Below are 21,442 nucleotides of genomic sequence, written 5' to 3'. Positions count from 1 at the left end.
TTAAAACCCCTGAATGGTTACAAAATTACGTCTTGTTTTTTCAATTACCATAGTATTTTTCTCCTTTTACGCTTCAGGGCAAGGTAAATACTGGGAAAAACTTTCAGCGCAAAGCAATTTGGGCAAAAAAGCCCTTAAAGAAGTAAAGGTCGAGAAAGGTCAAGTCTTCTCATTTCAAGAAAAACTTTTCAAGCAAGACCTACATTCTATTTCAACCTCTAAAGGGTCTTCTAAAATAGTTTATGTTCCAGATGAGACGGGTAAATCGATAGCATATAAAATTCACGAATCGTCTGTACTTTCGAGTGAACTATCCCGAAAATATCCTGAGATAAAATCTTATAAAGGGTACTCGCTCAACAACCGTAAAGATAAGATTAGACTTAGTATTTCCCATAAAGATGTACAGGCGATGGTTGTACATAGTGATGGTAGTCCGAATAGTTTTTTGCAAAAAACGGGAGATAATCGATATGTATTTTACTCAAGAACTGAGAAAGACAGTGAAGATATCGACTTTGTATGTGCGACTCAAGAAAAAGTTGCCCTGAATTCGTCAAACATCTCTGCCAAACCCGTGAATGATCAAATGCTACGAAAGTATCGTGTGGCCATTTCAGCGACCGCCGAATATACCCAGCATCATGGAGGCACTGTAGCCGATGCTTTGGCAGCTATCAACTCGACTTTAACAAGAGTGAACGAAGTTTTTGAAACAGATTTGGCAGTTACTTTAGAATTGGTGCCAGATAATGACGATGTTATTTATACCAATGCGGCAACGGACCCTTATACAGGTAGTTTAGGTGCTTTGGGTAATCAGGCGCAAAGAACTTTAGATGAAGAAATAGGTGTTTCTAACTATGACTTGGGTCACGTATTACATAAGGGTGAAAATGGGGGTAATGCTGGTTTTATAGGTGGTATTTGCGTAAATGGTCAAAAAGGGAGTGCCTATTCTTCAGGCCAACAGCCTGAAGGCGATGTTTATGATCTTGATTTTGTAGCTCATGAAATGGGGCATCAATTGGGCGCCAACCACACATGGTCACATGAACTAGAAGGCACGTTGGTTCAAGTTGAACCCGGAAGCGGCTCTACCATAATGGGCTATGCGGGCATTACTGAAAGTGATAATGTGCTGCCTAATGGTGATGATTATTTTCACTATGTAAGTATTGAACAGATTATTACGAATCTAAAGTCTAAAAGCTGCGGAGAGTTATTATCATTGTCGAATAACCCACCGGTAGTTGAAGCTGTAGAAGATTATATTATTCCAAAATCTACGGCATTTGTACTTGCTGGTGTAGCAACTGATCCAGATGAGGAAGATGTGTTGACATACACTTGGGAGCAGATTGATAACGGAGTGGTTACAAGCGCGACCTTCGGCCCGACCAACCCTAGTGGAGCTAACTTTAGGTCTCGGCCTCCGAGTACAGATGGTACGCGATACTTTCCATTATTGTCAAGGGTGCTGAATGGAAACCTGACGCAATCGGGTCCAACACAGGGTTCTGCCTGGGAAACGGTATCAGATGTAGAACGTGAACTGAATTTTGCCCTAACGGTAAGAGATAATGCCGAGAGCGGTGGTCAAGTTGTGTCTGAATTGGTCAATATTCTGGTGACAAATAATAGCGGTCCGTTCTCAGTGACCTCACAGGCATCGGCTACAACATTGGTTGCCGGAGATGTAGAAACCATTGAGTGGAATGTTTCAAACACCAACGTGTCACCTATAAATACTGAATTGGTAGATATCTTGCTTTCCAATGACGGAGGGGCTTCTTTTAGTACGGTTTTAGCTTCAGGGGTAGAAAACGATGGTTCACATGATATTGTAGTTCCGGCGTTGCCCACGAGTGAGGCCAGAATTATGATTAGGCCCGTTGATAATATTTATTATGCCGTAAATTCTTCCGATTTCTCTATTGAAGTTTCAGAAATAGTTTTGAATTTTTCCAATTTAGAATTTGATGTATGCCACTTTGCCGATTTAACTATTCCTTTCGATTATGAGACTTACCTCGGTTTTAGTGAAGAAGTAGTGTTAACTGCGGAAGACGTGCCGGAAAATCTAATGGTAACGATAGTTCCTGATACAGTAATTACCGGTGACGCCAATATCGAAGTGCGATTTGAAAATACCGAAAATGTACCTGAGGGCAGTTACCCTATTCGAATTGTGGCGACTTCGACCAGTATTGTCAGAGATGTGACCTTAACACTGAATGTATTCGACACCGATTACCCTGAAGTGGTGATGACAACACCTAAAAACGGATTGGTCGATGCCTCGGTCAAGACATTGTTGCAGTGGGAAGATAACCCATCACACAGTTCGTACGAGGTTCAAATTGCGACCGACGTTGGTTTCTCCAATATTGTAGAGGAGGCAACGGTAAAGGGTATTTCATTTACGCCGACCGACCTTCAAAACCAAACAACTTACTATTGGAGGGTTAAACCGCAGAACATTTGTGGTGAGGGAAGTTTTAATCCTTCCTTTAATTTCACTACGGTACAGGTAAGTTGCGATACTAAAGATGGTGGGGAGTTGCCAAATACCATATCCGCCTTGGGAACACCCAGAATAACCTCCAAGATTTCATTTTTCGAAGATTTACCTGTTTCCGATATAAATGTAAATCTAAATATCGAACATAGTTTTTTGGCAGATTTGGTTGTTCGCCTTACTTCACCCCAAGGTACTTCGGTAACCCTTGTTTCTAATTCTTGCGGTGATTTGCAAAATATCGATGCTACTTTCGATGATGATGGTGATGCTTTCGAATGCGGTGAAAATGCTGATACGGCCATAACCGGTACAGTAAAACCTCTGGGAGCACTTAGCTCTTTTAATGGAGAATCGATTTTCGGGGAATGGATTTTAGAAGTTTCAGATAATGCCACATCAGATGGCGGTATTTTAGTTGATTTTTCTATGGATGTGTGCATAGAGGGCGAGTTTAGACCAGATGTAGATAAAGACGGGGTTTTTGATGATGGCGATGATTTATGTCTCGGCACTCCTGAAGGTGCAAAAGTTGATACCTCGGGCTGTCAGGTATTCCGGTTTCCAACTGATAATTTTTCAGTTTCGGTACAAAGCGAATCTTGTAGAAATAATGATGACGGACTTATTATAATTGAGCCCATACTTAATTTAGACTACAGTGTAACGGTAACGAGTAATGTAAGTATAACCGATACCTTTACCGATAGTTTTTCTTTAGAGGGGCTAAGTTCTGGTACCTACGAATTCTGTATTTCGAGTTCCGGTGAAATTGATTACGAACCTTACTGTTTCGAAGTAGTAGTTGTGCAGCCCGAAGCCTTGGGAGTAACTTCGAAGATTGTTGATGATGGAGAGCAACTGTCGGTTACTTTGAGGGGATCTGACCTATATAATATTGAGTTCAACGGGCAGTTGTTTCAAACCGATAAATCAGAAGTTACATTGAAACTTAACAGTGGCAAAAATACGTTAGCGGTATCGACTCTTAAGTCTTGTCAAGGGGTTTTTGAAGATGAGTTTTTTATAAGTAGCTCACCCAAGATATTCCCAAATCCATTTAGGGCCCATACCAAAGTGTTATTGGCCGAAGCTGAAGAGAATGTTGATGTCAGTATCTTTGCGAGTAATGGTCAATTACTTAAATCAAGTAATTATAAGCCGAACGGTAGAGCGTTAGATTTAGATTTCACCGGTTTGCCCCAAGGTATTTATATAGTTAAGTTAAACGGTAGTTCGGTACAAGAAACGATTAAAGTGGTTAAGCAATGAGAATAGTTGTCTTGTTTATTTTAGGATTGCTGTTGGTCGGCGGGTGTAAAAAAGACCCACCTAAAGCACCTGAAGTGGCTACCCTAATTGCGCCTGCCAGAAATTCTGAATGTACACCTGTACAAAGTACGAATGGCACTAGTAGCGTGGTTCGTTTTAATTGGATGACCTCCGACCACACCGAAACATATGAACTTAGGGTTACGAATCTTGAAACAGGCACCGTTCAGACTAAAACTACCAGTGGCACTGTCGAGACTTTGTCATTAAGTAAGGGTATGCCTTTTTCTTGGACAGTTGTGTCACGAAACTCAAAAACAGATAATGCACCAAGTAGTGAATCGTGGTCTTTTTATAACCCTGGTACACAAACTTCTTATGCCCCTTTTCCTGCAGAAATAATTACACCAAAACCAGGTTCAACTATTTTCAGGGATATCAATAATGAGATTACCTTAAATTGGTCTGCAGCCGATCTTGATGATGATATTTTAAAGTACGATGTGTATCTCTCGGAAGAAAACCCTCCGGATGAAAAAATTGTTACTTTAAACAGTGATATAAGCTCTAGAAATATAACGGTTGATGCTGATGCGGTATATTACTGGAAAGTGGTTACTACAGACCTCGAGGGAAATACTTCAGATTCGGGAGTAGTTGATTTTAGGTGCCATTAAAGGTATTCATGGTGTTTTTAACCCCTGCAAAAATAAAAGACTTTATTAATTCGCCCGATTTTTCAAGTCGTTCGGAAAGTATTTTTCTTTCTTCTTCACTCCATTCTCCCAATACATACTCTACCTGTCTCCCTTTTCCGAAATCAGCCCCGACACCAAAACGAAATCTGTTGTAGTTGGTGTTTTGTAATACATTTTGAATGTCTTTCAAACCATTGTGGCCACCGGCACTGCCTTTGGTCTTTAGACGAATGGTGCCAAAGGTAAGGTTGATATCATCGGTTACGACCAGAATATTTTCAAGAGGTATATTTTCTTTATCCATCCAATATTTCAAAGCCTTGCCGCTAAGATTCATATAAGTAGATGGTTTTAGGCAAAGAGCACTTTTTCCTTTGTATTTAAAGGTAGCGACATCGCCTAATTTTTGGGTCTCAAAAGTAAAGGATTCCTTTTCGGCCAATGCATCCAATATTTTGAAACCGATGTTATGGCGCGTTTCGCTATATTTTTCGCCTATATTTCCTAAGCCTACGATTAAAAACTTTTTCATGTTATCGCTTTCCTCTAAAATTGGTTTGTTGGGTTGAAGTATCGATTTTATAAACTTAAACATCCAAATAAGGTTTGTATAAAAATACAAAAGCATCCCAATGTAACATCGGGATGCTTAGTAAACGGTTCGGTAGAAATTTATTCTTGGCTTTCTCCGCCTTCGCTTGCTGCTTCTGGAGCATCTCCTCCTTCAGCTGTAACTTCTCCTTCTTCTCCTTCTTCATCCTCATCATCAACAACTACTGCTGCACGTTGAGTTTTAACCTGTACAACTACTGTTGTATCTGGGTGAAGAATTTCAAAATCATCATTAAGCAAAGATTCTACAGTGATATTATCACCGATTTTCAATTTAGAAATATCGATGTCAAAGAAATCCGGTAATTTGTCAGGTAAAGCTTTGATAGCAAGTTTTCTTTTTCTGAACAATAGACGCCCACCGTTTCTAACTCCAGGAGAATTACCTTGAAGGCGAACAGGAATGTTCAACGTTACCTCTTTGTCATCGAACAATTGATAAAAGTCGATGTGCAAAATGTTGTCAGTAACAGGGTGAAACTGAATGTCTTGCATGATGGCTCTGATTTTAGTGCCACCCAGGTCAATTTTCGCAGTATGCGCTGCTGGGGTATACACTAAATCTCTGAACGATAGTTCATCTGCTGAAAAGTGCAATGGTTTCTCCCCTCCGTAAACTACGCAAGGAACCTTTCCAGCATTACGTAGGGCCTTCGTTGCCTTCTTGCCCACGCTTTCTCTTTCTGATCCTTTAATTTTAATTGACTTCATTATATAGTTTAATAATTAATACTCTTTATTTAGATGCCTCTTTTCTACATCAAGAATTTAGAAGCAATCGATGTGTTGTGGTGTACCCGATGCATAACGTCTGCAAAGAGGTTGGCACAAGACAGTACTTTCACCTTGTCACAATCTTTCTTGGTCGGTATCGAATCCGTGATAATCAATTCTGACAATTGTGAATTTTCGATTTTCTCATATGCTTGACCAGATAACAGACCATGTGTGGTAATAGCTCTTACGCTTAGCGCGCCACGTTCCATCATCAAATCTGCAGCTTTGGCGAGTGTGCCCGCCGTATCGACCATATCATCGACCAAAACTACATTCTTGCCCTGTACATCTCCGATAAGCTCCATATGCGAGATAACGTTCGCTTTGGCCCTTTGCTTATAACAGATAACAACATCGCACCCCAGTGCTTTCGAATAGGCATAAGCTCTTTTAGAACCTCCCATATCAGGAGATGCAATAGTGAGGTTGTTCAAGTTCAGTTCTTTGAGATAGGGCAGAAATAGAGTTGAAGCGAACAGGTGGTCGACGGGTTTTTCGAAAAAACCTTGAATTTGATCCGCATGAAGATCCATCGTTATGATTCTAGTAGCACCTGCGGCCTCTAACATTTTTGCAATCAATTTTGCCGCGATAGGAACCCTGGGCTTGTCTTTTCTGTCTTGTCTTGCCCAGCCAAAATAGGGCATTACTGCTGTGATATGCCTTGCCGACGCCCGTTTGGCGGCGTCTAGCATCAACAACATTTCCATTAAATTTTCAGAACTCGGGTTGGTCGACCCGATAATAAAAATACGTGCCCCCCGTACAGATTCTTCAAATGACGGTTGAAACTCGCCGTCACTGTATCGAGAGAACTTTACCTTACCTAGATCAGTACCGTAAGATTTAGCAATTTTCTCTGCTAAAGCGGTGCTTTGGTTACAGGCAAAAATCTTGGGTTCGGGAACTTGGTATGGCATGTATAAGGTGTTGTGAACTAGTTTATTGACCACCCCAATTTCTTGGGAGGTGCAAATTTAGAAATTTATTTGTGTTGCTAAAGTATAAATGTTGTTATTTTTTAGGATGGAAATGAAAATATTTTATAGTTTTGCAGTCCTATTTTAGTTTGCTCGAGTGGCGGAACTGGTAGACGCGCTGGATTCAAAATCCAGTTCCTTTGGAGTGTGGGTTCGATTCCCACCTCGAGTACGTTAGAAGCACCTGTCAATTATTTGGCAGGTGCTTCTGTTTTTAGGTAATTAGGCCATCGCATACTTCTCCGTTAATTTATTATCAACAGTGGTTGCGAAGCGAAGGAGATAAAGAAGATAAGGTAATTTATATAAACTAAAAATCCCCAACTTGAAGAACAAGAAGGGGATTCAAGTGATCGCGGAAGGATTCGAACCTTCGACCGTCTGCTTAGAAGAAAGCGAAAAATAAATTTCATCTAGCACTATTTATTTTCTTATATATTGATAATCAATATTTTATGAATTTTAATTTTTCTTTGTTTTTCAGTTAAAGTACCTTTAGTAGGCAATTTGTTGTACCTATGTTGTACCACTTTTTTCAAATTTATGGCAAGTATAAAAATCGTTCTCAGAAAAAAAAGGCGTATCGATGGATCCTTTCCGATATACCTGCGTGTGACCAAGGATAGAAAAACAAAGTTTTTTAAAACCATATTCAATGCCTTTCCAGATGAGTGGGATGCCAACGCTGAAATATTCACAAAAAAGAACTCCAACTATATTCAAAAAAATAGACTGCTTTCTAATATTAAGGACAAAGCTTACCGAGTTTACTTAAATCTTAAGACGGAAAAGGAACGTTTCACCCTTTCCGACTTCGAACATGCGTTCAGGGTAAAATCAAATCCCAATGGAAACAATATCTTTTACTTCTGGGACGATTTGATATCCGAAATGTTGACCGCTGGAAGGACGGGTAGTGCCAGATGTCATAAAGACGCGTTTTCCACGCTCCAAAAATTTCATGGCAGTACAATATTGAATTTTGAAAACGTCAATTTAGCGTTTCTATCAAAGTTTGAAGGGTTTCTTCGTTTTCGTGGAGGTAGTGACGGCGGTATCAGTGTTCGAATGCGCTGTATACGAACAGTATTCAATATTGCGATTGAAAGGGACATTACTTCTGCCGACAATTACCCTTTTAAAAAGTATAAAATATCAAAGCTCAAAAGTAAGAGTGCCAAAAGGGCTTTGGAAATTGGAGAGGTCTACAAAATTCTGAACATGGACACCTCGAAGCATCCGGAATTGGTGGATAGCAGAAACTATTTCTTGTTCAGTTTCTATACTAGAGGGATGAATTTTGCAGATATAATGAAGTTGAAATGGAGTAATATTAAGGATGGTTTTATTCAATATACGCGTTCGAAAACCAAAGGAAATTTTAAAATAAAGATATTGTCTCCTGTTGAGGAAATATTGGATTATTATCGTGTACAGCCTACAGGAACAAGCTATGTTTTCCCTTTGCTTAAAAGTGACGACCTTACTCCTATTGAAATCGAACGGGCAAAAAAGCAAACACTTAAGATATTCAATATGAACCTTAAAGAAATCGCATGTCATTGCCAAATTGAAAAAACTCTAACTAGTTATGTAGCACGACATAGTTTTGCCAATTGCCTTAAACAAAAGGGAATAGCCACAGATATTATTAGTGAATCATTGGGACATCAAAATTTGGAAGTGACCCAAGCCTATCTAAAAGAATTGGATAGTTCGATATTGGACAAAGCTTCTGAGCTACTGTTACCCCCACAACCTACCTCCCATCCTCATTTACGAATTTGCTGACGTATAATGTTCGAATTATAAAAGTGTCTCATTAGGTTAACAAACGAGAATACTAGAAAGGGGACTGCCTAAAATAAACTTTTCCCTTCTTATAACCTTCCCTAAAACGACCATTTAAAGAACGTTATGTATCATTAGTTCGTCACTCTTTTTATTATGTACTTACTAATATATGTAATCACTCTGCTATTGGCCCATCAAATGCCTCTGGTTGTCTTTTTTTTCGTTCTTCAGTTCCAATGTCAGGGATACGAAAATTAATGCCTTGTATTTGTAATTTTTCATATTGCTTAAGCAATCGCTCTTGAAACGATTCCCAATCAATATTATTTTTTGCGGTCCATCCTTTTTCAGCGACTGCAAATAGCCTTGGGTAGGTCATATATTCCAAACGCTTTTGATTGTCTATAAATTCAGTCCAGATACCCGCCTCAACGCCTAAAATACGGGCGGCCATAATGTCGCTGAAAGTTTCCGGAATTGGGTTCCACTTATAAATGGCTTCCATTGAATTCGGGCCATTGTGCAACCCCTCCCAGTTGGCACCAGCTTCTTCCAGATTACTTGGATAATCTAAATAGAGAAAATCTACCGGGGATAAAATAATATCATAACCTTCCTTTGCGGCAGAATATAGGACTTCTGGATATTCCCCTCGCCACCATTGCAAGGTGGTACCCTTGTTTATGCCAAAATCCGAGGCTTCGTCCCAAGCTATTGGATTTAATCCAGACTCTACGATAAAATCGGCCATTCTACGGTCGAACCATCCTTCAAATTCACGTTGGTCCTTTAGCTTTAAACGCTTCATTTTGGCCAGCATTTCCGGTCGTCCCTCCCAATTATGGTGCCTTACTTCATCGCCTCCAAAATGGACATATCGGGTGTGGAAAAGGTCGGATAGGCGAAGGATTACGGTTTCTATCATTTTAACGGCATCTTCATTGGCAATATTAAGTGTATTGTTGCCTCCACTAAATTCAGGATAGGCTCTTTCGATGGCTCCGGAATGACCGGGAATATCCACTTCGGGAATTATCATGACATGTCTTTCATTTGCATATGCCGTAATCTCCCTGGCTTCCTTTTCCGTAATGTACATGGAGGGTCCATTAGGGTTCGTTCTATCTCCCAAAGACCCAATTTCAATAAGCTTGGGGTATTCCTTGATTTCAATTCGCCAACCGGTATCGTCGGTCAAATGGAGGTGTAACCGGTTCATTTTATGGGCGGCCATCTGATCGATCAGTTGTTTTATCGATTGAGGACCGAAAAAGTGCCGCGAAATGTCGATCAAAGCTCCTCGCCACTTAAACCTTGGTTCATCTGAAATGGTAGCTTGTTGAATTTTTAATTTTGAAGGGGAATCTTTTCCGTCCAAAACTGGAGCTAATTGCAAAATGGTTTGAAAAGCATAAAAATAACCAGATTCAGAAGATGCTTTTATGGTTATCCGATCCTCACCAATGTCAAGTTGATAAGCCTCATTGGCCAAAGAATCATCTTGAATTAATAATATCGAATTATTCTCTTTCGCTGAAGTTCCGGTATGACAAGACCATCTGGCTAGGCTTTGTAGCTCTTTGTTAAACCAATCGGTCGCTTTGCGTTGTTCTTTGCTGTGGAATACAACCTGCGTCAGGGAATCAAGAACAAAAAACCCTTCATAAGCCCGAACCGCGGAGGGTTGTGGAATAATGGAAAGGGTAGCATCTGCCTTTTCCTGACGTACTTCGGGGTTGCAAGCGGCTGTCAACAATGTAATTATGCCAAGGAAAAATATGTTCGCCGTGATTTGGCCTTTCATAGTACTTGCAATCATTTATCGTGAATTTTAAAAGTTTATGCCGGCAAATTTAGTTGGACAAGTATCGAATTGATTTCCAGAAAGAAAAAAAATACCTCCGAAGAAATCCCCATGGGTCATTTTTTATCCTTGAAAATTAAACTGAAAAGATATCCGAAGATGAAACATGAGGCTACCCCGAAGAATGCGTACATCAAAAAGTTGATTTCAGTAAAAACGCTGATGTACCATATCAACAATGCACTGACCACTAGACCTAACAAGGTGCCTGTTGCGTTAGCTTTTTTGGTCAACATACCTAGCAAGAACATGCCGCCCAATCCCCCGGTAAACAATCCAAGAAATTTATAGAATTCATCCCAAAGGGATTTAATATTTGAATTCGCCATCCATAATGCCAATAGCACTCCAAGTATTCCAGTAAGAACAGTCGCGATTCTCGCAATTTTCAATAATTCCCTATCCGCGGTCATTGGCTTGAAATGTTGATGAAAATCGTTGCAATAGGCAGTTGATACAGAATTCAGACTACTACTGATGCTCGACATAGCCGCTGAAAAAATTCCAGCTACCAATAAACCGGAAACCCCAACGGGCAATTCCCTAACAATATACCAGGGGAAAATAGAATCATTATTTGAAATTGCTGGAGATAATGCCTCGGGCATTTCCGAATAGAAAATAAACAACAGGGTTCCTAGACCAAAAAAGATGATTGTTGCCGGAAGGGTCAACACCGCATTGGTATAGAGGGTTTTTTGTGAATTCTTTACGCTCGAACTGGTCAAAAAACGCTGAACAATGGTTTGATCAGTACCTTGCGTAACCATGGCGGAAGCGAGCCCGCCGATAAAGACCACCCAAAATGTGGATTCGGTAAAATCAAAATCCATATTCATTATATTGAACTTATCTCTTTCTTGGGCGTAGGAGATCATATCACCGAGCGAAGTTTCGGTGTGCAACATGATCCAAACGACCGCTAGAATACTACCCCCTAAAAGCACGAGCACCTGCATGACATCCGTCCAAATGACCGCCTCTATACCTCCAAATGTGGTATAGAGAATACACAGTACCCCCATGATCAGAATACTGGTTTCCACTGGAATTCCCGTAACTATGGAGATGGCCAAAGAAGGTAGCAGCAACACGATACCTATTCGTCCAAGCTGAAATAAAATAAAAGACAGACTGCCAAAGGCGCGCGCTAGATAATTGAAGCGCTCCTCCAGGTATTCGTAAGCCGTACGAATCTGGAGTTTATTGAAAAAAGGAATGAAGATAAAAGCGATCAATGGCGTTATCAGAATGGCGGTTATGTTCAAAAAGAAAAATGACCAATCCGTAATAAAGGCCTTGGCCGGAATCGCCATGAAGGTTATGGCGCTCAATAGGGTGCCAAACACGCTGAGCCCCGAAGCCCACCACGGAATACGGCCACCTCCAATGAAATAGTCTTCAGTTGATTTTTGTTTGCGCATAAAATAGATTCCAATACAGAGGGAAATCAAGAGATAGAGTGCTAAAACTGTATAGTTGATGGCGCCAAATGGTTCAACGGCTTCCGCAATTCTAAATTCCCATACTTTTGGTGTTCGAATTCCTGGAGAAACTTCTCCGGAGATGATCATAAAATCTGTATCCTTTTTAAAGGATAGTGCAGTGACCGGGATTTTATTGGCCAAAGTTTCATAAACAAACCACTTTTTAGTAATGGCGTTATATGCCAAAATATCTTTCGAAAAGCCGGGATGGGTGTTTAGAATTGTATCTCTTTTTTCAATCAGCTTTGCTACAATGGAATCGTTTTGTTCCCTTCCAATTTGAAGGGCAATGTCTTCGAGCATGTTGAAAAGTACTTCATCCGACCCCCCATAAACCATCAAGTGCATCGAACCCATAGTTTCAGCCGAAGCGCCCATCAAGACCCTCGGCTTACCATTGATCATTAGCTCCCCTTCGTTTTTCCAAATGCCTTCTCTTAGATCATAGGAAAGGTAGTCGGTCAAAGGCTCCGACTTTTTTCCGGCCATTTGATTACGTCCTCCAATTACGAAAAGTTTTCTTGAATCCTTGGTTTCCTGAATCGCTGTGGTATGTAACGCTCGCGCAGCACCGGGAAAGTCGTCCAATTTTTCCCATTTCAATTGCTGTGATAGGGACAGCCTGTAAAATGAATTAACACTTTTTTCCGAACTCTTCCCGCCTACAACATAGGCGAAATCTTTTTCGATGACCGCTGCGGAATACGCCAAAGGTTCGGGTAGGGGAGGATATTCCTTAATCTTAATAGTATTGGTTGAGACATTGTAACGCAATAAATACACTTTGTCGGAGGTCGACGTTTCGTTTTCCCCACCCATAATCAAAACGCCCTCAGGAAGGGTCAAGGAAGCGCCATATGCCAATGGCGTCGGTAACTTCTGGTCCGACAGTTGCCATTGGCCTTCTTTCAGAATGTAAATATGATTACTGTAGACTTTTTTGCCCCCTTGCCAAGGCAGGCCATCAGGAAAATTAGCACCCCCCGCTGCTATAACGACATCGCCATTAGCTCCCCCCATCATGCCGGCGAACCCTAATGATGGGCTACCTATTTCTTTAGTCGGTAGGTCGGGCAGTTCGGTAATGCCCAGTTTGGGCATTTCTTGTCCGATACTCGCGGAAACGAACAAACAAAATGCCGCTATTACTGCTAAAATTCTCGTGCTATCCATGTATGTTGGTGTCCCGCTCTTTTTGAATATAAAACATCAATGTAAATTCTTTATGTCATAAGCTAAAATAGTATCGGTAATTACAATTTCTTTTTTTAGGGTTTTTTGTATTTGTCCTTTTTATCCGTCAACCATTCTAAAGAAAATTGGGCATACACATTTTTGGTGTACTCGTCTTTTTCAAAAAACACGCCGATATCCCCATTTTTCAAGACGGTTAGTGAAGAATAGGCAGATGGACCTTCATAAATGGTTTTGCCGTCCGTCCAAGTTTGCCCCTCGTCATAGCTTACCCGAACCGTCAAATTCGTACGGCCTTGTTTGCTTTTAGCATTGGAAAACAAGAGTCGGTTTTTTTTGTAGCCATCTTCTATCGAGGTATAACGCACAATACTTGCATTGCAACCTGGGTCTATTAATTCTGGTGCCGGTTTGGTTCGCCATGTCTTTCCATCATCCTTTGAAGTATGCACATAACGCATTCCTTTTTTATTGACACGGGCATTGATCATTAAGGTGCCATCTGCAAGTTCAATAACCTTTGATTCATCGGCTGGTTGAATGGGAGTATTTAGAAAATACCAGGTTTTGCCATGATCGTCACTCCCGAACAAATGAAGTCCACTATTTAGGTTGACCATAGTGTGCAATAGTTTTCCGGACCTAGTTTGAATTCCCCTGCCAGATGTAATAAATTTAAAATCTTTATGCCATTCCGGTTTGGCAATTTGCGAAGTAATATCTTCCGGTTCGCTCCATGTTTTTCCATTATCGGAACTTTTCATGACATGTAAATAATAGATGTCTTTTTCGGTATTTAAGTTCATGAAATTGTAGAACAAGAAAATCTCTTTGGTCATTTCATCAACGATCATAGAAGGATCCGAAGCTGACTTACCCAATGGAAAATCCATTACTGTCTCTATCGGTCCCCAAGTCTTTCCATTATTGCTGCTTCGGCGAATAACGATGTTGATGTCGTCACTGCCCCTAAGGTCGTTACACGAAGGTATCCTTTCATCAATAGCGGCAATAAGGTCTCCGTTGGGCGCCGTAATGAGCGCGGGTATACGATAGCATGAAACCGAATCATTCATAGAGGTATTAAATAGATCCTGATGTGTTTTTAATCCTTCGGCCATTGCAGGTGTTTTGTCTTGGGCCTTTAAGGAAAAGGCGGTAAGAACAAATAGGATATATAGTGCTTGTTTTTTCATTTTTTTGGATTTTATTGTTCAGTTTCGATTTTTTCAAAGGATCTATAGCATTGATACATCGCTCTTGGAACATGGAAACAGCCTTTCCATTTCCCGCCCTTTAAGGTCAATAAAGGTTGCCCTTGTCGGTTGAGATACCCAAACCATTCCCCATTTTCAGGATCCGGAAAACGAGTCCAGGTATAGTCGTGTACTCTTTGGTACCATTCCCATATTTTTGCGTTTTTGGTATGTTCGTAAGCCTTGGCCAAGGCTACCAGGGTTTCCAAATGCACCCACCATAATTTTTGGTCCCATTCCAGTTGCTGCGTTGGATGGCCCTTTGCATCCATAAAATAGAAAATACCGCCAAACTCGTTGTCCCAACTATGTTCCAGAATGTTTATTATGGTATCCGTGGCTTTTTGGATCAGAGCAAGATTATTCCTGCGTACTCCGATATCGATCATGAACCACATGGCTTCAATGCCGTGACCGGGATTGAGAAGCCTCCCTTCAAAACTATCATGCAGCGAACCATTCAACTGCACATTTTCATAGATGAGTCCGGAATCTTTTTGGAGAAAGATCTCCATAACCTCGTGCACACTTATATCGATAGTTTTTTTGACTTCTTCGGTCTTTAGAACATGCTCTAGCTCCAATACCAAGTTGGAGAGGATCATGGGCAATGCAAAACTTTTGAGTTTTCTTACTCCGGTACTTTTTTCATAAATCCCTTTAGGAATGTCCTTCCTTTTTAAAATGTTGAAGTATGTATTTTTAGCCAGCAACTTGAACTCTTCATCTTCTGAAGCCTTGCCGTATTCACTAAAGGCCATAGCCGCAAAACAATCAGAGAAAATATTATAGGGTTGCACCAAAGGTTTACCTTCTCTGGTCAGGGAAAAATAGAAATTCCCATTAGCGTCCATTCCGTTCTTCCTAAGAAAATCGGCCCCTGATCTGGCGATTTTTAACCATGTAGGCCGCTGCTCGACCTGATTGTACAATTTGGAGAACATCCAAACTTGTCTGGCCTGGAGCCAGATGAACTTGTCGGTGTCGTAGACCTTTCCATGTCGGTCTAAACAGTTGAAATATCCTCCATATTGAGTATCCAAGGAACATCTCTCCCAAAAGGGGAGTATGTCATTCAACAATGTTTCTAGGTATAATTGGCTAAACTTCATTTTATATGTATAACATAATACAAAGCTAGGTAAATTTTCCTTAACTTCGTAATGTATAAAGGGAATATATGTATAAATGGCAATAAGCCTAGATAAAAGAAAATAACAATCCCTATTTTTACCGAATTATCAACCTAATTTTTGAATCTGCACTAGCAATAATTGCTGGCATAATCCATGACACCAATGACGAAGCAATTAAAGAATATGAAGCCCGTGGATACCGGATCTCTTGTGGATAAGGTGGAGGTACGTTTATTGGCCTTTTTTAAGGAAAATAATTTAAAACCTGGTGATGCTATTCCCAAGGAGTTGGACTTTGCAGAATCGTTGGGGGTTAGTAGAACGGTGGTTCGTGAAGCATTACTTCGCCTAAGGACCCTGGGATTAGTGGAATCGAAGAAACACCGGGGGATGATATTAAAGCAGCCGGATATCATCAATAATTTCGAACGGATAATGGACCCTACGCTGTTAGGCGAAGACACCCTGAAGCAGCTGTTCGAATTGCGGCTGATACTTGAAATGGGCATGGCCGATTTTCTTTTTGAGAACAGAACACAAAAAGATATGGACGAGCTAGAGGAAATAGTAGCGGCCGAGGAGGCCACGGATACCGGTAAAATTCGTTTTACGTTGGACAAGGAGATAGCTTTTCATGGAAAGCTATACCAAATGTCGAACAACAGTACCTTGCAAAAATTTCAGAACCTATTGCTACCCGTTTTTGACTATGTGTATTTGAAAGAAACCAAAAACACCGATCTCGACGGTTATCATTTTTCAGGCGGTAAGTTCATTTCGCATCGCATGTTGTTTGAAAACCTAAAAGTAGGTACGCCCGAAACTTTTCGTAATGCGATGCGAAGGCATTTAGAGCCTCATTTCGATCACGCCTTTAAGAGCAATAGTAAGTAAAAAAGGCCCTGATGTATAACCAGAACCTTTTTCGTTAATCAACAAACTCAAACAACTACTCTTTATTCATAACCGGGCGTCTGTTCCAACAATGGGTTTCTGCCGATCATATCCGTAGTAATGGGCAATAACAGCTTAAATTCATCACCGGGATTTAGGAAATCGATGTTCTCGATTACATAATTGTCCCCGGCTCTTCTCAAATCCCACCATCTTTTTCCCTCGCCAATAAATTCTTTATAACGTTCGTCTAGAATGGCGTTGGTGTTTTCTATTTGCGAACCATTGGTATAGCCGTGAATGGCAGCCACAAAGTTAGCTCCATAAGCTCTTGCCCTAATTTGGTTTATTTCTCCAGAGGGATCTTCACCCAATAGATTTTTAGCTTCGGCCAACAGCAACAACACATCTGCAAATCTATAGACAGGCACATCGTTTTCAAAGATTCTCTCAGTGCCAATAACCTGACCTAAGAACTTGTTGAATACAGAGCCGAAATATGCTGGCTCTACATATGTCGGGTATCCTATACCGCCATTATCATCGATATACAATCTGATAAAAGTAGCATCCTTTCGATTGTCTTCATTATCATCCAACAAGAATATGGTTTCTTCAGACTGTCCATATCTGTTGGCTCCGGCAATCACAAAATCGTTCATTGAATTGCCCTTATCGTCATATTGAGGATTAATTTCCGTACTTCTACCAGTTAAATTATTGTAGAAGTTAGAGGCTTCGTCTTGCTTATATTGTATCGCAAAAATGAATTCTGTATTCCCTTCATTGTCAACGCCCCATAAATCGGAGATATTACCGGCCAAACTTACCCCTAGCAATCCAATTTGTTGTAAGGCAGCTTTGGCCACAGTAAAATCGCTTGCGCCACCGCCAAGCAAATTGCCAGACCAAATATAAACGTCACCCTTCAGGGCCAATGTCGCGGCCTTTGACCAAAAATTTCTATTTCCTTCCCAAAAGCTGTCATCGGATCCAAACCCCCCTAAAGAAGCCTCTATGTCCGATTTTATCAAATCCATGACCTCTTGTTGCGATGAACGTGGCTTGCTTAAATTGTTGGGGTCAATAGTGCCAATAGGTTCTAAAATTATAGGCACATCTCCCCATGTTTTCAATAAGGTATAATAATATAATGCCCTTAAGCCGTAGGCTTGTGCCAATAAGTGGTCTTTATCATCCTCATTGACAAAGGTCACCTGGGGCGTATTTTTCAAGAAATCGTTAACCCGATGAATTCTGGTATATAGCCCTGCCCAACCCCCAAATGGCGCGGTTGCCACGGAAATATTGGATTCGATCAGGTCAATATTGAAAGCCGATTCATAGGTTCTTCCGCCCCAGATGTCACTTCTCATTTCACCCAATAACCAAAGATCCTCGGCAGATGATCGTAAGTTGGCATATAAGCCTGTATGTGCGGTCCGTACTCCTTCTTCCGTATCCCAGAAACCTTCTGTCGTCAATTCACTGGGACTAGACAGCTCAAGCTCGCTCTCGCAAGCGATAAAAGTAATTGCGGCCAGTACTAAATATATATACTTTTTCATTTTTTAAAATTTAAAATGTTACGTTAAGTCCGATTGTAAACGTTCTAGGAACGGGGAATGCCCCATATTGTACGCCACCGATTTCCGGGGTATCACCGGACATGCTTTTGAAGTAGTGCAAATTTGTACCTGTTACATAAATGTTCAGGTTTTTGATCACCTCATTAAAATATTCAGCGGGTACATTATAATTCAGGGTGATTTCCCTTAGGGCCAAATAATCCCCTTTTTCCCAAAATTGACTGTTGCCAGCGTTTTGTAAGCTATTGGAATCTCTAAAGTCATTGCCTTCATTGCCTCTCCATACATTTTTCGCCGCATTGACAAAAACCATACGAGGCCAGTCCGTATTTGCATTGGTGGGAGTCCAAGAATCCAATACTTCTATGGGCTGATTTAAATTACCCTGTGTCTGACCGTAGCCTTTGGCCCTAATATGGTTCCACACCAAGTGTCCGGTGGCAAAATCCGTTTTAACAAATAAGCTGAAGTTTTTATAGTTTAAGTTGGTCGTTAAACCTCCAATGAAATCTGGTGTCGTACGCCCTATCACTTTTCTATCAAGGCCATTGATAACACCATCATTATTTTGGTCCACCCATTTGACATCACCGGCCCAACGCTGATTACGGCTTGCCGCAGGCATAAATTCATCGGTAATGGAATTATCTGCATCAGCCTCGGCCTGACTGGCATAAATACCGTCTTGTTCAAAAGCTACTATAAGATCATTGCCTGATCGCTGTCCTTCTTGAAAACCACCGACCCATTCTTCTTGACCTGTGTTTGGGTTCCAAATCAAAGTCCCGTTCTGTCTGTTTAAATCATTGTCGTTTTCAGGAAGTTTCAGTACATAATTTTTATTGGAAGTAAAAGTGGCGCCTACATTCCAGGTTATATTTTCATTTCTGATTATATCACCGTTTACCTGAAGTTCGAATCCTTTGTTTCTAATGGTTCCATTATTTGTTAATATACTGCTAAATCCGGTATAAAAGGGCAGTGTTAGGTCCGCGAGTTTATCCTTTATATCCCTTGAGTAGACATCAGTGATAAACGTAAGCCTGTCATTAAAGAACGAGATATCCAAACCAACATTAAAAGTAGTGGACTTTTCCCATTGAAGGTCCAATGTCGGAAGTATCGAATTGGCATAACCGGTTTGCCCGTTGTATACACCTTGGCTTCCGTAAGCTCCAAAGACCCTATAATTGATAGGTACATCGAATCCGCCTATCGTTTGGGTGCCCCCTAATACATCTTGATTTCCATTGACACCGTAACTTAATCTTGGCTTCAACTTACTGATAACCTTGTTGATTGATGAATTGCGGAAAAATGCTTCATTGTGGACGTTCCAACCGAAGGATGCACCAGGGAAAAAGTCGGTCTTATTATTTCCTAATCTAGAAGAACCATCATTTCTAAAGGTAAAACCCAATAAAAACCGGTTGTCATAATCATATAACAATCTACCAAAAGCAGAGGTAATAACGTACTCTGTTTCAAAACTAAAAGGAATACCATCGGCTTCTGCTCCGGCATTCAGCGTTTGGATCAAATCGGTTGGCGAATTCCTTGTGCCTGCGGCAGTCATAAAGAAGTTATCCTTAAAATATTCAGCACCGATCAGCGCGTTAAAATTATGATTGCCAACACTTTTAATATAATTTAAAGTACCCGTCAATTGATTTCTTAACGTTCTATCTAAGCCTACTGAGGCCTCACGCGCGGTGCGTAGAGGACCAGTGGTACTTCCTACCCTATAGGCCTTATTAAAGCTTTCATTGTGATTATTGATTGTGAAATGACTGCCATCTACCGAAAATATCAAGTTATCTAGTATATTCCAGTCAATGCCCACGGAAGCCGATAGGCGCTGCTCTAAGTTTTTTCTTATAAATTTGTCTTGATAATACAATGGGTTGCCAAAACCTTGATTCTGCCCAACGGCATATACCTCAGACCACGTGCCATCGGGGTTATTGTCATAATCCCTTGAAGTAGGTGCTTGACCTTGAAACCTTCTAAACACCGTGTCATCCCCGCCCAAAGGACTTAAGCTTAGGTTGGAATGAGAATATAAAATATTAGAGTTTACCTTTAGTTTGTCGGTAACCTTATAAGAACCCGTAAACTTACCTGAATAGCGTTTAAAGCCCGAACCAAGAATTAAGCCTTCATTGTCCAAAAGCCCCAGGCCTAAATAGTAAGTGCCTTTTTCGTTGCCTCCATCAAAAGAGAGGTAGTGATCCTTTGTTTCACTGTCTTGATATATCCGGTCTTCAACGGTTCTGTTGTCAAAAAAGAGGATCACTTGACTTGGATTCAAAATATCCGGAATAGTACCCCACCCCGGTTGATTTAATAAGTATCGATTACTAGGAGTGAGCAATTGTGTGGTGAAGGGGGAATTCGTAGTGTTGCCGCCTATTCCAAAAGAATTGTCCCCATTTATAAACTGACGGATAAAATTGGGGTTATCCATAACCTGTTCTGCATAAGCGTGGCCTTGTCTATTGTAATTCAGAAAATCTGGTGCACGAAGATACTTTTGGTCATTTCGTTCCTCGTTCATACTATATTTATACCTGTAGTTGATTGAAGATTTTCCGACTTTACCCGTTTTGGTGGTCACCAAAATAACTCCATTGGCCGATCTTGCGCCATAGATAGCGGTTGCGGCGGCATCCTTTAATACCTCAATTGACTCGATGTCATCGGAATTCAAGGCGTAAAACGAACCTGGAATACCATCGATTAATATCAAAGGAGAGCCTGTACCATCAAAATTGGTCCCACCACGTAGTACAATCTGGGGTGTAGCTCCAGGCTGCCCGGTGGTGTTCGTCACCCTTAAACCTGCGATGGTGCCTTGAAGGGCTGTTGCGGCATTGGACCTAGTGGAGGTTTCCAGAATTCTGGTATCAAGTTTCGATACCGAAGTGGTCAAAGTGGCTCTAGTTTGGCTGCCATAACCTGTCACGACTACTTCATCGAGCATTGCAGTGTTTTCTACCAGCTCAATCTGGTAACTGGAATTATTGGAAACAGGCACTTCTTGCGAATTAAACCCCAAATAACTGAACACCAATACATCTCCGACATTGGCATTGATGGTGAAATTGCCATCGAAATCGGTTTGTGTGCCGGTGGTCGTGCTTTTGATAACGATGCTTGCTCCAGGCAATGGGACTCCCTCGGCGTCCATAACGGTACCATTTATTTCTTGTGCTTGTGCAAAGACACCTTGGCTAGAAAGGCAAATTAGGAAAGTTAAAATGAGCAAACGTGCTGCAGGTTCAAGGTTAAAACAAGGCCATCCAATCGACCGATGTTTTCCAACCTCATAATATTTTTCAGATAATTTCATATCCTATTGGTTTGAG

General features: G+C 40.9%; 13 protein-coding genes and 1 tRNA gene. 5 read left to right on the top strand and 9 right to left on the bottom strand.

Going from position 1 to position 21,442, the window contains the following annotated elements; all coding sequences use genetic code 11:
- Positions 1 to 13: 13 nt before the first annotated feature.
- Complete coding sequence (locus IV512_RS08835; RefSeq protein WP_209402492.1) at positions 14 to 3,793, top strand: reprolysin-like metallopeptidase; 3,780 nt, start codon at positions 14 to 16, stop codon at positions 3,791 to 3,793.
- Positions 3,790 to 4,470 carry a hypothetical protein gene (locus tag IV512_RS08830; protein WP_209402490.1) on the top strand — a complete coding sequence of 227 codons (681 nt, stop codon included), beginning with the start codon at positions 3,790 to 3,792 and terminating at the stop codon, positions 4,468 to 4,470. Before IV512_RS08835 ends, IV512_RS08830 begins: the two co-directional genes overlap by 4 nt.
- Here the strand turns inward: IV512_RS08830 and pth are convergent.
- The 3 genes from pth to IV512_RS08815 all read right to left on the bottom strand — a co-directional run bounded on the left by pth (position 4,457) and on the right by IV512_RS08815 (position 6,800).
- Positions 4,457 to 5,086, bottom strand: coding sequence for an aminoacyl-tRNA hydrolase (pth, locus tag IV512_RS08825; RefSeq protein WP_209402489.1), 630 nt, complete (start codon positions 5,084 to 5,086; stop codon positions 4,457 to 4,459). The genes IV512_RS08830 and pth overlap by 14 nt on opposite strands.
- A 77-nt stretch (positions 5,087 to 5,163) precedes the next feature.
- Positions 5,164 to 5,814: a 50S ribosomal protein L25/general stress protein Ctc gene (locus IV512_RS08820; RefSeq protein WP_209402487.1), complete on the bottom strand. Its 651-nt coding sequence runs from the start codon at positions 5,812 to 5,814 to the stop codon at positions 5,164 to 5,166.
- 44 nt (positions 5,815 to 5,858) lie between these two features.
- Positions 5,859 to 6,800, bottom strand: coding sequence for a ribose-phosphate pyrophosphokinase (locus tag IV512_RS08815; RefSeq protein WP_209402485.1), 942 nt, complete (start codon positions 6,798 to 6,800; stop codon positions 5,859 to 5,861).
- Between the two features lie 151 nt (positions 6,801 to 6,951).
- On the opposite strand from IV512_RS08815, the gene IV512_RS08810 reads away from it, so the two are divergent.
- Positions 6,952 to 7,032 (top strand) — tRNA-Leu (locus tag IV512_RS08810).
- A gap of 371 nt (positions 7,033 to 7,403) precedes the next feature.
- Positions 7,404 to 8,651 (top strand): site-specific integrase, encoded by a 1,248-nt coding sequence (locus IV512_RS08805; protein ID WP_209402483.1) that lies wholly within the window; start codon positions 7,404 to 7,406, stop codon positions 8,649 to 8,651.
- A gap of 178 nt (positions 8,652 to 8,829) precedes the next feature.
- On the opposite strand, the gene IV512_RS08800 is transcribed toward IV512_RS08805, so the two are convergent.
- The 4 genes from IV512_RS08800 to IV512_RS08785 all read right to left on the bottom strand — a co-directional run bounded on the left by IV512_RS08800 (position 8,830) and on the right by IV512_RS08785 (position 15,567).
- Positions 8,830 to 10,473 carry a beta-N-acetylhexosaminidase gene (locus tag IV512_RS08800; RefSeq protein WP_209402481.1) on the bottom strand — a complete coding sequence of 548 codons (1,644 nt, stop codon included), beginning with the start codon at positions 10,471 to 10,473 and terminating at the stop codon, positions 8,830 to 8,832.
- Between the two features lie 101 nt (positions 10,474 to 10,574).
- The gene (locus IV512_RS08795; RefSeq protein ID WP_209402479.1) at positions 10,575 to 13,178 is read right to left on the bottom strand and encodes a sodium/solute symporter; all 2,604 of its coding nucleotides are present in this window, start codon (positions 13,176 to 13,178) and stop codon (positions 10,575 to 10,577) included.
- A gap of 95 nt (positions 13,179 to 13,273) precedes the next feature.
- Positions 13,274 to 14,395, bottom strand: a complete 1,122-nt coding sequence (locus IV512_RS08790; RefSeq protein ID WP_209402477.1) for an exo-alpha-sialidase — start codon at positions 14,393 to 14,395, stop codon at positions 13,274 to 13,276.
- Positions 14,396 to 14,406: 11 nt separating this feature from the next.
- Positions 14,407 to 15,567 (bottom strand): AGE family epimerase/isomerase, encoded by a 1,161-nt coding sequence (locus IV512_RS08785; RefSeq protein WP_209402475.1) that lies wholly within the window; start codon positions 15,565 to 15,567, stop codon positions 14,407 to 14,409.
- 186 nt (positions 15,568 to 15,753) lie between these two features.
- Here IV512_RS08785 and IV512_RS08780 point away from each other — a divergent pair, with 186 nt between their 5' ends.
- Complete coding sequence (locus IV512_RS08780; protein ID WP_209402473.1) at positions 15,754 to 16,485, top strand: FadR/GntR family transcriptional regulator; 732 nt, start codon at positions 15,754 to 15,756, stop codon at positions 16,483 to 16,485.
- A gap of 62 nt (positions 16,486 to 16,547) precedes the next feature.
- Here the strand turns inward: IV512_RS08780 and IV512_RS08775 are convergent, their stop codons facing one another.
- Positions 16,548 to 18,053: a RagB/SusD family nutrient uptake outer membrane protein gene (locus tag IV512_RS08775; protein ID WP_209402471.1), complete on the bottom strand. Its 1,506-nt coding sequence runs from the start codon at positions 18,051 to 18,053 to the stop codon at positions 16,548 to 16,550.
- A gap of 10 nt (positions 18,054 to 18,063) precedes the next feature.
- Positions 18,064 to 21,426 carry a TonB-dependent receptor gene (locus IV512_RS08770; protein ID WP_209402468.1) on the bottom strand — a complete coding sequence of 1,121 codons (3,363 nt, stop codon included), beginning with the start codon at positions 21,424 to 21,426 and terminating at the stop codon, positions 18,064 to 18,066.
- Positions 21,427 to 21,442: the final 16 nt, after the last annotated feature.

Source organism: Pseudozobellia sp. WGM2, from assembly GCF_017810075.1.
Classification (GTDB): domain Bacteria; phylum Bacteroidota; class Bacteroidia; order Flavobacteriales; family Flavobacteriaceae; genus JADNYK01.
Note: the sequence above shows the minus strand (reverse complement) of the source record. Positions and strands in the feature narration are given on the sequence as shown.